This window comes from Vibrio antiquarius (assembly GCF_000024825.1).
Classification (GTDB): Bacteria; Pseudomonadota; Gammaproteobacteria; order Enterobacterales; family Vibrionaceae; genus Vibrio; species Vibrio diabolicus.
The window spans coordinates 3,015,420-3,031,434 of sequence record NC_013456.1; the positions used below are offsets into that span (position 1 = coordinate 3,015,420).

At 41.9% G+C, this 16,015-nt stretch carries 12 protein-coding genes and 1 pseudogene; 1 reads left to right on the forward strand and 12 read right to left on the reverse strand.

Annotated elements, in window-relative coordinates; genetic code table 11:
• Window positions 1–82 precede the first annotated feature (82 nt).
• The 3 genes from VEA_RS13990 to VEA_RS24470 all read right to left on the reverse strand — a co-directional run bounded on the left by VEA_RS13990 (window position 83) and on the right by VEA_RS24470 (window position 3,894).
• On the reverse strand, window positions 83–1,786 hold the full coding sequence (locus tag VEA_RS13990) for a chitinase (RefSeq protein ID WP_005391520.1): 1,704 nt from the start codon (window positions 1,784–1,786) through the stop codon (window positions 83–85).
• A 212-nt stretch (window positions 1,787–1,998) separates the two neighbouring features.
• Window positions 1,999–3,522: a Na+/H+ antiporter NhaC family protein gene (locus tag VEA_RS13995; RefSeq protein WP_006741871.1), complete on the reverse strand. Its 1,524-nt coding sequence runs from the start codon at window positions 3,520–3,522 to the stop codon at window positions 1,999–2,001.
• Window positions 3,523–3,735: 213 nt separating this feature from the next.
• Window positions 3,736–3,894, reverse strand: a complete 159-nt coding sequence (locus tag VEA_RS24470; protein WP_012842107.1) for a hypothetical protein — start codon at window positions 3,892–3,894, stop codon at window positions 3,736–3,738.
• 201 nt (window positions 3,895–4,095) lie between these two features.
• On the opposite strand from VEA_RS24470, the gene VEA_RS24605 reads away from it, so the two are divergent.
• Window positions 4,096–4,224, forward strand: a complete 129-nt coding sequence (locus tag VEA_RS24605) for a hypothetical protein (protein WP_004395831.1) — start codon at window positions 4,096–4,098, stop codon at window positions 4,222–4,224.
• Window positions 4,225–4,469: 245 nt separating this feature from the next.
• Here the strand turns inward: VEA_RS24605 and VEA_RS14000 are convergent, their stop codons facing one another.
• The 9 genes and pseudogenes from VEA_RS14000 to VEA_RS14035 all read right to left on the reverse strand — a co-directional run bounded on the left by VEA_RS14000 (window position 4,470) and on the right by VEA_RS14035 (window position 15,881).
• Window positions 4,470–8,069 (reverse strand): SIR2 family protein, encoded by a 3,600-nt coding sequence (locus VEA_RS14000; RefSeq protein ID WP_006741872.1) that lies wholly within the window; start codon window positions 8,067–8,069, stop codon window positions 4,470–4,472.
• Between the two features lie 188 nt (window positions 8,070–8,257).
• Window positions 8,258–8,455 (reverse strand): conjugal transfer protein TrbL, encoded by a 198-nt coding sequence (locus tag VEA_RS24635; protein ID WP_326570069.1) that lies wholly within the window; start codon window positions 8,453–8,455, stop codon window positions 8,258–8,260.
• Between the two features lie 462 nt (window positions 8,456–8,917).
• Window positions 8,918–9,883: pseudogene (trbL, locus tag VEA_RS24640) on the reverse strand (P-type conjugative transfer protein TrbL); the annotation flags it as partial.
• On the reverse strand, window positions 9,873–10,109 hold the full coding sequence (gene trbK, locus VEA_RS14010; protein WP_012842109.1) for an entry exclusion lipoprotein TrbK: 237 nt from the start codon (window positions 10,107–10,109) through the stop codon (window positions 9,873–9,875). The gene trbK and the pseudogene trbL, both read right to left, overlap by 11 nt.
• 12 nt (window positions 10,110–10,121) lie before the next feature.
• Complete coding sequence (trbJ, locus tag VEA_RS14015) at window positions 10,122–10,892, reverse strand: P-type conjugative transfer protein TrbJ (protein ID WP_006741874.1); 771 nt, start codon at window positions 10,890–10,892, stop codon at window positions 10,122–10,124.
• Window positions 10,893–11,899: 1,007 nt separating this feature from the next.
• Window positions 11,900–12,664, reverse strand: a complete 765-nt coding sequence (locus VEA_RS14020) for a hypothetical protein (protein ID WP_012842110.1) — start codon at window positions 12,662–12,664, stop codon at window positions 11,900–11,902.
• Window positions 12,651–13,487 (reverse strand): helicase RepA family protein, encoded by an 837-nt coding sequence (locus VEA_RS14025; RefSeq protein WP_244265468.1) that lies wholly within the window; start codon window positions 13,485–13,487, stop codon window positions 12,651–12,653. The genes VEA_RS14020 and VEA_RS14025 overlap by 14 nt, the downstream gene beginning before the upstream one ends.
• 19 nt (window positions 13,488–13,506) lie before the next feature.
• Window positions 13,507–13,737, reverse strand: coding sequence for a helix-turn-helix transcriptional regulator (locus VEA_RS14030; protein WP_041852988.1), 231 nt, complete (start codon window positions 13,735–13,737; stop codon window positions 13,507–13,509).
• Between the two features lie 947 nt (window positions 13,738–14,684).
• Entirely contained in the window at window positions 14,685–15,881 is a 1,197-nt protein-coding gene (locus VEA_RS14035; protein WP_006741877.1) for a tyrosine-type recombinase/integrase, read from the reverse strand.
• Window positions 15,882–16,015: the final 134 nt, after the last annotated feature.

Below are 16,015 nucleotides of genomic sequence, written 5' to 3' on the forward strand. Positions count from 1 at the left end.
ATAAATAAACCACTACATATATAAAAAAAGACCCTGCGAAAAAGCAGAGTCTTTATATATGGTTAGGTTATTTTTCACTCGATTACTGGCAAGAAATCTCGTCCCAGAACCAGTTGCTCTGCGTTGGGCTTTCCCACACTCCAGGGCCGTTTTTTGCGACAAAGCATTTGTTTTGGTACGTCACTTTATCGCCGTTAGCGACTTGCGTTACACCCGGCTCCCACTGAATAAAATTGCCTGTCACTGGTGGTTCTGGCTCGGTTACTGGCGGCTCAGGTTCTGTGACGGGCGGCTCTGGCTCAGTCACCGGTGGTTCAGGTTCTGTTGTAGGCGGCTCAGTAGGTGTGCCTGAAACCAGCTTCCACGGGTCTCCTTTCGTTGGCTCATTACCTTGTGACCACCATTTCGCTTCATAAACAGCACCTTGGTAAGAGACTTGATCACCAGTGTTGTACACTTTGCCTGCATCCCAAGCTGCCACGCCTCCTACAGGCGGATCGACCGGATCAACAGGGTCTAGTTTTTCAACCACACGAACTTCAGGCCACCCCGCATGAGATTGGTAGAAGTTAGTTACGCACTTCTCGTAATCACCCGCAACTAGCGCAGAGTAAGCCGTTTGGAAACCAACCAACTCACATTCAAACGAATGGCCTCCAGGGCGATCTGAGTAGTATTTCCAGTTACCATCCCAGTTGGTGTAAAGCACGTCTGTCGCACCATTTAGGTTCAGACTGCCGTAAGGCGTCTGCTGCCAACAAGTGTTTGTTTCATCAGCTTCAATTGGAATTTGATAATGGGCGGCAAGACCTTCCCAATAACGAATACGGTTAACAGGTTGACCTTTATCCTTATTTTGCTCACCACACTCAATACCACCATTGATCACGTTGATGGTGGTACCAAAGCCGTAACCAATGCCAGCATCAAGCTCACGCTGTGAAGGCACCCAAGTACGGTCAATCACATGCAGCATTGCAGGTTTCGGTGCTTGTGGCGTTAGGAAGAACCAGATAGCCGATGCCAAGTTCAGCCATGAATCCGCAACCAAGCCTGGATTTTTTAGCAATACAGATGCATCACCATCAAACATCACTTCAGAGAACGCGCCATAGTTAAAATGGTAAGAAAGCTGTTTAGCACCACGTCCAAAGTAACCTTGTCCTGGTTCACATGGCCAACGCTTATTTTGCCAGTCATTCTGACCACAACCGGTCGTGTAACCTTCTTGACCTTCTGACCAGCCCATTTCACGCACATGAACCAAAGCTTGCTGCCACTCTTCCAATCCAAGAGGGTTATCCGATACGTTATCAATCGAAATATGACCACCAGTTTCCTGCGCAAAGTGAGCAAAGGCTGTCACGATCGATTTTTTACAAATCGCATCCGAATCTCGACCATCCGTGTACTCACCACAGAATGCTGGGAACTTACCAATTGCACGTAGGAAACGCGTGTAAGTGTATTCAGGTGCCGCCATTTGAGTCAGGAAGTCCCACTCACTTTCAGGGAACACACGCTCTACACGCTTCACGTTTTCTGGATTGGTTGCCGCTCCTGGAACAATCGCCTCCACCACTGAGTTCGGGCGCGTCTCTAATGCTTGTGACCAAATGGCATACATAGGGTCAGAGGTTTTGCTTTGCTCTACGGCTTGAACGTCACCACGAGCAATGACATAACCGTTTGGATTCTGCGGATCGGGCTGGATATTCATACTCGCATTCGCTTGTGCAGCTAGGACACAACTCAATGCAAGAGGAAGATGTTTGAGTGCAAACATGTCTAGTCTCCGGATTTTAACAATACAATATACAAGGAATAACTAGACATATAGTGGATCATATATACAAAACGCCGAGCTAAGTGCGTTGATTCTGCGAGACAAAATGAATAAATAAGTCCTCGCACACATTTTGTCACAAGAAAAATGTTACCTTGACTCAAAAGAAAAGCGGAGACCCAATGAGCCTCCGCTTTATGATATTTCTATCTTTATTGTTCTCCCGAAACCACGTCTAGCTTCGCGGTTGATTTTTGTTTAGACAACACAAAATAAACCACACACTGAGCAACAATAGCGGCAAGCACAATCACTGGCGAGGCGTTGATTCCAGCTAAAAGGAAACACCCTAATGCAATCATTCCATTGAGTAATGCGTAAGGCAACTGTGTACGGAAGTGCTCATACTGCTCACACCCTGCCCCTGTCGACGACAAAATCGTCGTTTCAGAGATTGGAGAACAGTGGTCGCCAAACAGACCACCAGATAACACCGCACCAATACAAACCAACAAAGGAGCGTCAATCGCAACAGCGGTTGGGATCACTAATGGCATCATGATGGCGAACGTTCCCCACGACGATCCCGTCGCGAACGAGATAATACCAGCAAGCAAAAAGGCAACCGCTGGCAATAGCCAATAAGGGAAACCCGCTTGAGCTTGTTCAGCAATGTATGCAGCTGCACCTAATTCTTTCCCAACCGAGCTAAGCGCCCAAGCCAATACCAGAATCACCGCCACTGACATCATGTTTGACATCCCTTTCAGATAAACCTGAATACCATCCGAAAGCTTTCTTACGCCATAAAACGCCATCAGCGCAATTAAAGTGAAGGCCGCGAAGAAATATGCAGAAGAAAGTGCAGCCCTAAACGTTGATCCTGCCACTTTTTGAAATGGAAAACCGTGTGGCACGAGGATGGTACATAGAACCACTAGCATAACGAGCAAAGGCGCCCATACAAAACTAGATTTTGCATTTTTATGCGTAAATACATTCATAGACTCCTGCACTTTCCCAAAGTCGGAGCCCTGTTCTGCTAACTGCTCAGCCTTCGCCATCGGTCCGAAATCTAATTTGAAGAAAGAGACAATCGGCACAATCGCGATCGCAAGAAAGGCGTAAAACTGATACGGGATCGCGCCAATGAAAGCATCCCAGTCACTCATACTGACATTCAGGGCAGTAAACTCTTTTTGAATCAATCCCATGATATAAACGCCCCATCCGATAAAAGGAATCAAGATTGCGACGGGAGAGGAAGTAGAATCGATAATAAAAGCTAATTTTTGGCGTGATACTTTTAACTTATCAAATAAAGGACGAAAAACAGGACCAACAATCAACGGTGTACCAAGGTCAGAGAAGAAAATAACCACACCACCGAACCATGCGGACAGTTGAGCTTGGCATTTACTCGCCACCCACTGAGTGACCTTTTTAGCAAAAGCAACGCCACCACCAGACTTTTCCATCAGCGCAACGAAACCACCAATGAACACTAATAACAAAATCACACCAGCGTTGTAGCTATCGGTAAGTTGCGGCAGTAGATAGCTTTTCATCAACGCACTAAACGAGTCTAGTGGTCCTTTTTCGACAAATGTCCCTTCAAGCATAGCGACGCCACTGACCACACCAGCGAATAAACCAACGACGACATTTCTCGTCGTCAGAGCGAGGAAAAGAGTAATAAGGATGGGAATGAGAGAGGTAACTTCAGCCTGTTCCATAGCAATACCATTTATAATATTCAAATAATTAAAATGAATATATATTTAATTTTATCGCATGTATATATCTCCTATAAAAAAGTTGAGTCCCCTCTTCACAAATTTGAAGCACAAAAAAACCAGCCCGGAGGCTGGTTCTTATAAACTCAACAGTCTAGAGGAAAATTATTCCCACTCGAATATCAATAATAAGAAAATATACCTATATAACAGCTAGTTAGAAATATGGTCATTATCGATACCATCATCTATACCATGCGCAGAATTTTTTTGATTTTTTGCGGCTCGTCGACGTTTTAGTTCAGCTTTGGCCCAGGCGGAGGATGCTGCCATATCATGACGAAGCTCTTTTTTCTCTTCGGTAGTAAGCATTCGCGGTCCTGATGTAGTTCTATCCACCTTGTACCTCCAACTGGTCACCATACATTTTAAGCTGCTCGTCAAAACGTCAGTTACCAGCAGAAAATTTAGGGTATATTTTTTGATTATTTTTCATACACATCTTGAAAGCAATCAATGGTGCCCAAAGATTATACAACGAGGAATAACCTCATTAAATAAAAGGATCAAATTATGGGTTTGAAGCCAGGACCAAAACCAATAGCCAAGTCGACTGGCAAGCCAGATCAGCGTCGACGTGACAACAAGAAAACGCCAGGAAACACTCCTGGCCTAAAGCCGAGTAAATCCTCCACCAAATAACGGTATCCCAAAATCGAGTCAGAGGAAGTGGTACTGACTCTTGTTGCCAAAACCCATAATTAGCTTTTACGCTCTATTCGTTAGAATAAAAGCCAATTTATATTCAGCCAATATGCGTTTACCTAGCTAAAATTATCAATTCTTTTAATACTGTTTTGTACGTATCACAGTGATAAATATTGTATAGAGCAACTAAATATCGCCGCTCTATTGATAGGTATTCGTCTGTTAATATTATTCAACAATCAACAAGAGATATAGCGTTTTCCATGTCTCTGACCTGCAGATAACAATACTTGACGCAAGTTTCTAGCTAGAGGTTGTTCTTCAATATTCAGTAATGGAAGCAGGTTCTCGTTCACAAACTTTTTGGTACAGGTGTTACCTAGTAAAGGGCTCCTAAAGTTGAACCCATGCCCATTTTTATTTAACTTTGACAGAAGGTAAGAAATAGCACTATCAGAAAAGTCATCTGTCGATAAGTTATCAAATTGAACTAATATTAGCTCCGACAGCAATCCTCTATATTTCGAATTTGTGGAATTAAATTCGTCAATAAATAGTTTTTCTTTCTCTTTAGATAAGCACCGTCCTAATAACTCAGCGAATAGATATGTGTTCCAATTTATATTTCCGTCTGTATTATAATCACTAAACATGTCAAGCCATGGCACCACATCTTCAATTGGTAACTCTCCTAAGCTTTTATGTCTAATTTGCTCCAAGAGTACTTTTGAAATTTCCATTTTACCAAGGCTCAAAATTTCCATAATGTCGGTTTCATGACCTACCCAATCGACATCTATTTGCTCAAATAAATGTAACGGTTCACTAGACAGGATTTCTGTTGGTTTATTGCTCAGTTCCTTCATAGCTTCGATTACAAGACTAGGATCATTTGAGATAACTGATTGCAGTACTACCTTAATCAAAGAATTCTCAACTGTATCAATTTTTTTTACTACTAAAGATTTAAATTCTGGACTATTTTTACAGATAGTTTGAATAGTACTTATAGCCCATGATTCAGGAACTAATGCATGATGTATTAGTTGCTCAAGTTGTTCTTCTTTAAAAACACTAAAATCTAAAATATTTTCTTCCACAAAAGTACAAATAAAATATAATGACACTATGGCTTTGTGATCATACTTAAGTAGCTCGACAGCAAACTCTAATTTTTCATTATTACTTTCACTATATAACAACCTTGATAATATAAATCCATTTAATCTAGGAAGATTATCTTTTTTAGAGGTAAAAAATCTTTCTTTTACTTCAGATAAATCGATAGAACTTAATAGGTTTGCAACACCTGAAATGAACCCTTCCAAACCATTACCATCAATTTCAGACTCATCAACTTTATTTATTAAATTTTGTATGTCATCAATATCTTTGTTAGTTATATATTTTTTTAAAATAATAGACACTCCATTAGCTATAAAATTGTAGTCATGCCTATAGGTATACATTAGCTCAAAACAATACTCTTTTAACTCTTCACCCTTTATACTATCTAGCAGGTGAATTGCAGCACCTCCGATACTGTTATTGAACCCAGAAATTTCATACAGTAATTCAGTATGTGAACTATCAACGACTAAACTATTAGTCATTGCACTTTCAATTCCATCGAATTCATTACCATGCTGTTTGTATCGAGAGACAATCCTTTCTAATAGCTTTCTTACTATTTCAGATTTCCCTGTCTCCATATATTTTGACGCTCTTATTGCAAGGCGAAGATCGATATCCATAACATGCTCTAAAAACTTTTCAGAGAGCTCATCACATAGCAATGGCAATGTAAAAAATAAAGCTTGATCCCAACGCGTATGACTTAAGATCTCTCTCAATACTTCAGGATTTTTCTGATACTTGCATGACAACTCAGTAGCTGCTAGATATTCTGTTATTGATTGATGAAAAAACGCAACTTTATTGTTAACATAAGGAATAAGTAAGTCTGTCGACACTAACCAGTTAGCAATTTCTGATTCACAAACACTGCTTATATCTTGTTTGCTTAGTTGATTTTTCAAAAAATGAAGAACTACTTGAAGTGGTTGTGCCTCCACTCCATTATTAAGAGCTTCGTATGCAATGCCCGAAAGGCAAGCTCTTAGATCTAAATGAAAACCATAATTTTTGGCGAAAGAATACTCTATATTTTCAAAATAAGAGTCATAGAGATCTATCGGATTAAACTTTTCAGGCAATTCCACTTTTTCATTAACAAATAAGTTGAAGAAAAATGGTTTTTGGAGCATAGAAATAATTTCATTTTTGAAGCGTTTATCAAAAGATACTCCTTTACTTTCAACTTCAGAAGCGACATAAGAGTAATCAATATCTTCTAGGCAATATATCGGTAAATTTAACTTTAATAAACCATCATTTGTTCTCGAACCAATAATCACATCACTATTATTTAGATTATCTATGAAGTTAAATATATCTTTTTCATAATCTCCTGTTTCTATAAAGTTTCGAGGTATTTCATTAAATGAATCTAGAAATAACCTAACTCTAAACCTTTTATCCAACTCGTCAAAACTCAAAGTTGATGCCAATGACTTAGATACTAAATCTTTTATATCTCCGTCATAGAGCTTCAAATCTACATATATTGGAACTACTATATCCTCAGGGCAAAATTCTTCGGCTAAACATGCTTTATTTAGGTTAGCGGCAAGAACGGATGCTGATTTTTTCATCGAGTAGGACTTTCCTGCGCCAGGCAAACCTGTAACTATTGCCCTATTTGGCCCATCCTTCCCTAGCACTTTATCAACAGAATACTCATTATAACCGATATACTTATTTAGCTTATTTGATTGTTCTCCATCAACTCCAGACCGTGTCAGCGTTGCTCTTATTTTTAACTCAGGATTAACTGATGTAAAAGCTAATAATCTCCCTGCATGTCGAGCTAAAGAAAGGATATTTTGTGGTGAGAAAGTTTGACTATCTTCTGGGATTTGATTTTCTGGATATGTTGTTTCTGTATATTCTTGCAATTGATCTAATAGTGTTAATAGGTAGTGATGACTCCTTTTCCCACTCTCATCTTCGTATGTATCATAGTTAACTAGATGAATCCCATAGTTGTTTCTCCAGTAACTAACTTCACTGTCAGTAACATCAGCCATTAATGCGTAATGGTCTCTGACACCACCTTTATAAGTGTTCGCTAATAAATCTCTTAAATAAAGGAAATCAGGATCTCTTAACCCAAAACCAATATAAACTAGTGGGCGACTGGCAAGTAGAAGTTTAACCGTTTCTAATGCAGCATGTCTTTCCCCTCCAGGGAGAAGCATCCTGTATTGTTCCCTTGTGAGAATTATACTTTCAGTATCTCCAGCATCACCATGAGGTTTAAATATAAAGTCACGAGATCTAGCGTGAGCAATACCTGCTGTCTCGGTAAGATGGCGGTTAGTTACTGGTGGGCGGAAAAACTTATCAGGCAACCATTTTCTAACGCTTTCTTCTATTAGGTTATCATAATTGGTCGTCACGAAACTTGTCGGTCCCAGAGAAACAATTTTTTCATGAATAATCGATGGCTTAGCCACTCCGTACTTACAGCTTGTCCTGATAAACTCGCCAATTTGTAAGTTAGTAAGTTGTTCAAAGCCATAGCTAGCGGCCTGTAAAAGATCTCCCCCTTTAGCTTCAGAACGTACTAAACTAGCACACCCCCCGTTCTTTTCAATGAAATCACACAGCTGAGAAATCATATTTCCCCAAGAGGGTAATCCTGACCACATTGATACACCAGAACCGATAAAAAGAACGGTATCATCCTGTTTTAGTACATTCTTCAATATATCCATAAATCTGTTACTCAATACTAAAAGTTTGAAATTGATTAACTAAAGCGTTTTTAAAACAATAACAGGGGGTTATATTAAAGTACATAATTTAACCTCATGGAGTGTTTGAAATCAGAAAATTGGTTTACGGTTTACTCGGATAAATCAAGGAGTAAAGTGAAATTCCATAATCAATTATCCTTAACTGGTTATGCCATACAGCCTTTTTTAACAAAGCTGGCAACCTCTTCGTTGCGCTCCTGCTGGCGTTCCTGGGCATACGAAACATAATCCTCGACATTGGAAGCGTGCTTTTCTGGGTCACGTTCTTGCCATTCGGCGTGTGATTGGCGAGCTTTCTCCTGATCTTCACTGGACAGAGAATCAAAGCCACCAGTTTTGTTTATCCAGCCGCCATTGTCACCACTCAAGCTATCGCTATCAAAGGACAGTGAAGAGTTGCCCTCCACGGATTCTTTGTTGTCGCCATTAGATTCCATACTCTCGCGTATGGAGGTGGCCAAACGACCGCCTGCCGTCTGGTTGACTGTGTCCTGAAACTTCTCTGCTACCTTTGCTCCCACCCCTTTAGCCAATTCGCTTGCAGTGCCAGCAGCCAAAGAGGAAGCATGACTAAACCCTGCTGCTTGAGCAAATGGGGATTCTCCAGTACCAGCGTAGTCGCTGCTCGAACCCTCGCGACCCGAGCTTTCGCTAGTATCATTAAAATTACTGCTACTAAAGCTCGACATATCTTCCCCTGACAAACTAGACTGGGCTTTAGTAACAGCCGCTTTGATGGTATTCGCTCCACCAACAGCATTTGCGGCACCTCCCAACACCGCAGAGCCTGCCATTTTAGCCCCTGAAATTCCCATACTAGCTGCTGTCATAGTAGCTCCTACAGCAGCACCAGCACCAAATGAGCCAATTCCTGTAGAACCGACACTGCCACCTGATACCAAGCCGGAAAGCATAGGGGGAACCTTGTCTACCAAAAACAGTAAAATCAGAGATATAACCAACATAACGGCCAGCTCTTGACTTGCCATGTTCTCAGAACTCATTTGGCTGTGATAATCCACGAGAAACTGCTTACCAATGGCAACGATCAGCACCATCGCCAGCAATTGAGCAGCCAAACCTAATATGGCTTTGTAATAGTTAATTGCTATGTCAGAGGTCCAACGAGAGCCTCCAAAGCCTAAAAAGAAAACCCCGGCATAAAGCAGTATCCAACTGGCCGTTAAAAGAAGCAGTAAGTTGACAGAAACAATAGCCAAAACAACCAACACAGCTAAAGCCATAAGTTCCATCATTAATGCTGTAGGGAACTGCCTCCAACTGAGTTCTGAAGTAGCCTCGACAGTTTTGTCATAAAGCTCAAACCCCATATCTAAAATACTCGATGGCCCGAGCTTACTACTGCTAAGCCCTCCGGCATCAGCCCCAAGTTGTTGCAATGAATCAACAATTGTTCCCGCGATATTCATCCCATGCGTAGCGTTGGATAGTAACCACCAGTAAAAACCCGTAAAAAGAGTGAAGCGTATGAATTCAGCGAAGAACTCACCGATATCGGCTTTGCGTAGCAACATGAACCCAAAAGTAATCACCATTGAAATAATCACTAACGTCCAAAAAAGCCGAGTTGCTGCTGCCTCAATCGTGGGCCCCCACATCGATGTAGCACCGTGAAAGCGGCTAAGCACATCATTCATAACTCCGCTGCTGCTCAATTCATCAGCAACAGCTACTCCAGGCAACAGGAAAATCACGACCACGAAAAAACTACCAAACATAATATTTTTCATAGCACCCCCGTTAAAAGTCATCTTCTGGACTGGGATTAAACTCCCACTTGCCCATTTGCTGAGCTTTACGAAAAGACTCGCATTTACTCGAAAATACCTGGCGTTTCGCTGCGCTTTTAATCTCGGAAAGAGCTTGTCGATATGCTTCTCCAGTACAGGTTACTTTATTTGCTTCTGGTGAAATATCTTCACACCCGATAAGCAAAACAGTCACTACAGCCAATATAGGGAAAATTGACTTTTTCATACCCAATTCTCCTTAAAAATCATCGATTGGACTTGGCTGAAATTCCCAGGAGCGTAACTGTTTTTCTCTAGCCTCTCCCCTGGCATGTGCATCACTCTCTGACGCCAGCCTAGCGGCTTCAGCATTCTGCTGAGCAATCAATAAGCTACGGATTTGAAGGAGTTGGTTGGCCTGATTGCTGGCGAGTTGGTTAGCATAGCCAATAGCAGCTAACTGACCATCAGCTCCCTGAGCTGCAGACTGTAAGCGGTGCAGCTGACGAGCGTCGGCCTGTAAGTTTTCATGCTGTAACTTCAAGCTCTCAAATAGAGCATCGTTTGCCGTTTTCTGGGATTCAGACGCTAAACGACGGTTTTCTTCCATCGCGGCTTGTTCTGCTGGCGTACACCCTCCAGAACCGTTAAAGCAAGGTGAACTGCGGTAGTAGGCCACATCCTGGAACTTGCTGATGTAAGCATCAAGGCTACCAAGCTGGTTTTGATAATAGGCAAGCGTGTTGGTGGCATGAGTCAAATCATCGATCGTCGATTGTGCCTGGTCCCAAATGTAAGCTGCTGGTGCCATCGTGTTTTGCAGTTGGTTTTCATATTGCTGCAACTGAGTTTGGTACTGTTGGATCTGCTTGGCTGTTTGAGTGACAGACTCCATTGCTGACATAATATTTTGTGTCAGGTTCGTTCCATCAACAACCGGAATCCCTGCTACTACCGGTATGGGAGAGATAAATGCTAATGAAATAGCGGCCGTAGTTATTTTAGCCGCTAAAATACGTACGTTGTTCATAATTGAGTGCCCTTAGTATTGTCGTGACTAAGTTGCACCCACCAACCTGTATCGGCCCAAAATCTATAGATATGAGCCTTTACCCCTACTGAAAATCAGCGGTGAATGTGGACCTCTACAAAGATAAATTGTCACTTTCTATCCTGGCGTCCGACCTGCGCGACACCTTAAAAACGCGCGGCCTCAGAGCTTTGAAACATAGGTGTCATTCCCCTTAAAGCTGGTTAGGAGTTCCAAGGGTTAAAGTCGATAATTAGAGACCTCGTAGAGCAGGGGACCGTTGAGCCCGAAGGTGCGAATAAAGGACGAGTGAAATAGGAACCATCAACTTGTTGGTGGGCCTACTTCACCTATCCTGCCCGTACTTCGGCCCTGTTTTCACTACTAAAACACCTGCATTGGTCTTTGCAATTATCTGTAATGTTCCGCTTAAACTTGCACAACAAGCATTACACCTTAAAAACAATGTCTTAAAGTAAAATTCAGCGTACTTATAGTCATAAAATAGCGTTTTAACTCGATTATTTTTCTCCAGTCACTAAATAGAAAACTCAAATTTCCTATCACCCTCCTTGTTTGAGCAAGTGACCGCCCCCCAAATGTCAATAAACATTGAAATCAACAAAACCAAATCACCACACAGTCTTTAATTTCAATTAGTTAAAGAAAGGCAAAAAACTGCTTACCTCCTTTCATTGACACTTTCAGCCAATCCACATATTAAAATATTTTAAGTATTGTCTCCCTTCGGTCGGTTTGTACTCCAAGAAAGAAGAGCTTCTGAGAATCTCGCTCCTTCACCTCTTGGCGTTAAACCAACGGCCTATGGCCGTTCGATAAAGCCATAGGGCTTTATCACTTTAAGGGGTAAAGCCCGTATAAAACGGGCGGTCCCACCGCCTGAATATCCTGAGATATACTAAATATCCTGACAAAATGACAAAAAATCGGGCCTCTGTGAGTCATACACGGGCCCCTATGAGGACCTTCCGGGCCGCAATGAGGTACTATCGGGCCGCTGCGAGTCGTTTAACCCGATTTTCAGTATTTATCTCTATGCCGATGCAAAGCAACTTATCTATATCTTCTTTTATCCTCGTCCGGTGATTGCTCATAGTCTTACTGCTTACTTCATCACCGCTCACGGCCTTGATAAGCGTGTCTAGATGCCAACCTCCGGCAGGATCGCACTTATGTGTGAGTACAAAACGAGCAACAGCTTGGCTAATCCCATATTGCAACCTAGCAATAAGTGTTGGCTCATAATAGAGAAACAAGTCCTGCTCAAGCAGCATTACCAAAGCGACTCCTAACCGGACACGCCACAGATTCCGCTGGCCTCCAGTCAGTGGGTTATGTCGAGTCATAGAAGACGGAACAACATGGTCAACTAAACCGCCAATGATACGCTCTCCCGTCAACTCCAGCTTCGGAGTAACAATTTCAACAGTAGCAGCTCGCAATTCACGAACTAGCTTTTTTAGTCGGTTATCACTGTATTGGTTCTCGGACAAAATTCGACGCAACTTTGCTGGATCAACCAGTAGCTCGACACCACCGTCTGAAATATCGCGTCGACGCTCAGCCAAATACAGCATGGACTCAACAATATCCGCATGGCGCTGCCCTAATCGACCTGTAACCCGACAGCGACCAAATCGGGTTTCTATCCATTCACCCATACGCTGTACTGGCTTTCGGCTAGGCTGATAGATCATAACTCGAGCCTGCAACACCGTACTGGTAGGTGCAACCTTGTTACCAGTTGTCATCAACATTCCCTACCACAGTTTTAAGCTTTATCGCTGGCTGCCTTTTTCTCCGTTCCAGAACAGCAGGTTTAAGTACACCGCCATCATGTCGTCTAAACCAACACTCAGAAAATGGGTCACCGTAATTAGCTTTACTCACCCCAAAACGGACAAAATATTTTCTCTGGTTGCTATCAACACCCAATTTTTCTGCTTCAGCGGGAGTCATACTTGCGAGATAGGCTTGCCAGCGGATATTGTCGACTAACACTGACGATCCTCGGCTGGCTTGCTGATGGTCCCCAGCCCCCATCATCACCGATCCTTTGTTGGAATGATGTAGAAACACAATGGAGCAATCCGTTTCAGCGGCAATAGTCTCCATTCGCCCGATCACCTGTGCCATAGGTCCACTGGCATTCTCTTCTTCAATATGGAAGCGACGCAGAGTATCCAGAATCAATAGTCGCCTCCCCTCAGCAACCTGCCTGATGCCTTCGAACCATTCTGAAGTCATTATGTCAGGACACCTACCAATTAATGGCTCAATAAGCAGACTTTGGGCCACCATTTGTTTTTGTGTGGGAGAGAGGTATGTTCCCAAAACGTGTAATCTATGATGAATAGCAGTAGTCGGGTCCTCGGCAGGCAAATAGGCCACTGAGCCATTAGCCAAATCACCTATGCCCAGCAAATCCGGCCCTCCCGCTATCTGTGCTGCCAATTGAAGGGCCAGCATTGATTTACCTACGCCGCCAGGAGAAACAATGGATCCTACGGTTCCCGCTGCCATATTGGGCAGCACGTAATCAATCGGTGGAGGCAGTTCATTAAATGCAGACATAAGATCAAGTCCCATATTTTTAGCCTCCTATAAAATACCCAGGTCTCTTAGCCTGAATTCGAGATCTTCTACGTTCTTCAATCCATTTCTCAACTTCAGCTAAATCCCAGGCTACATTTCTACTTGTGAGAACAATACGGCGTGGAAATTCACCCCGTTTTTCCAAGTTGTAAATAGTCCGGTCTGAGAGTGGAATCATTTCCAGAAGTGCTTTCCTATTAATTAGTGTTTTATGTTCCAGTGTTTGCATTTATTTGCCTCCTAATACCAGAAGAGACTTTAATAATAACAACAAAATTAAATTTTAAAACAAAAAATAAACACCAATAAATTAAAAACAAAAATATCATTTACAATAATAACGATATATCGAAATTAAATAACCAACATATCGAAAATAAAGAAACAAATTAAAAAATAGCAATCATAAATATTAATTAAAAATGGATTTTAGCGGCTAAAATCAAACCTAAAAATATTCCATTTGAAGTTCACATCATTAACCAAACTCACACTTTAAGTTAAGATGTAACTCTTACGGAAAAGTTATCAAAAAATTTAGCGGCTAAAATTTTCATAAGGCAGCATCAGCGGTGGTTACAAGGATGGAGTCAGTATCTTTAGAAGTAATCCAGTGATTTTAAGCTAGTACATCTCATGCCGACTCAACATATATCTCTTTACATTTGCTAATTAAATGTTCGTTAAAACGGTATAGAGAAAAGTAGCTGGTTTATTACATCGCTAGTTGCTCAACTTTGACTAACAATTAAATATACATTCAGTTCTAATGATATATTAGGAATCTTAACAGCCATTTTTTAAAATCACAAAAAACTTGAATCACCTTCCTTTTAAAAGGACATAAACACACAATGTATTTGTGTACTTTTTATCAGTAAAATATTAGTATCGATTTTTATTTAAATAAGAAAATTCTTAGCTCGAAAAGTAAAAACTCAGAATACCTCAATACTTCATAACCTAAGAAATGTTGGAAATTTTGGTAATAATACTTAACCGTAGCTAAGAGCTTTAAACTGTTCTGCCATATAAGTTACGTTAAAAATGGTTTAATACTCAACATAACTCAAATTAGGCCCAACCAGAACTAGCGATATAAAATCCTTTTCATCCCACTACTAACATAAAATTTAAGAATTATTATCTACAAAGACACAGTAAAATAGAAAACAATTAAAATTTTTGACCGGTCCACTCATCTATCATATCAGCCCAGTCCTGTAGCATTGATGCTCTTTGTTCTCGATACTCAGCTTTGTTGTAAACGGCTCTAACCCCTTTCTGTTCGTGCGCCAGGCATTTTTCTATCCAATCAGTGTTGTATCCAGCTTCATGCAGCAGTGTACTCGCTGTTCTACGTAGGTCATGCGGCCCAAACTTACTTAGTGACTGACCTTCCTTTTGCGCGGCTTTATATGTCAAATCCATAACTCGGTTCATCGTTGCGCTGCTCATTGGGGCATCTGAGTCATAACGGGAAGGAAGAATGTAATCAGACCCACCGGCAAATGTCTTTAAGGCGATGAGAATGTCCATAGCCTGGCGTGACAAAAATACCAGGTGCGGGTTACGTCGTTTCATTCTCTCCTTGGGGATCGTCCACAACGCTTCACTAAAGTTAATTTCATTCCAGGTTGCATTGGTTAACTCGCTTTTGCGCACCATAGTCAACAACAGCAACTTTACCGCAGCACGAATCGAAGGGGTTGTACCTACCTTTTCCATGTAGCGGTACATCAAACCGATCTCAGCCGGTGTTAATGTTCGGTCTCTTGGTTCAAATCGAGCGATACTTGCGGGCCTCACCAAGTCTGCTGGGTTCTCAACTTTCTGCCCTCTCTCAATCGCCCATCGATACACCTGGAGTACAATGTCACGCGTATGTACAGCCGTTGCGGGCGCGCCACGCTCTACTATCGCGTCAGTCAGTGCTCGCAGATCTTCATGGGTGATTTCTGTGAGCTTCTGATTGCCAAATTTGCCCTCTAACTCTCGGACATAGACAGAGCGACGCATATCCCGGGTAGAGTCTGCCATCTGATAGCCACGCAGCCATTTCTGAGCCCAGGCACCAAAGGTTTCAGCATCTTTCATTCTCGCCTTAGCACGGGCTTTCTCTTTGGCCGGTGACTTTCCAACAGTAACCATTCGCTTCGCTTCATTGAGGCGCTCACGAGCTTCAGCTAACGTGATGCCTCCTACTCCGTAGCGGCCAAAGGTAATGGTTTCTTGCCTGCCATTGATCGAGTAGTTGTAGCGAAAGGAGATAGATCCTGCAGTGGTGACGGCAACATAGAGGCCATCACGGTCATTGACTTTGTAAAGTTTATCTTTGGGTTTGAGATTGCGTAACTTGGTATCAGTCAGCATGTTTCGACCTTTTATTCTTGTTTGATACCATGCTGAAAAGCCTCTAAAAAAACAAGAGGTTAATCTTTATAAAACAGATAGATATAAAAATTTAATACCATGCCCCATCAAAAACACTCAGCATGGTATCGGGC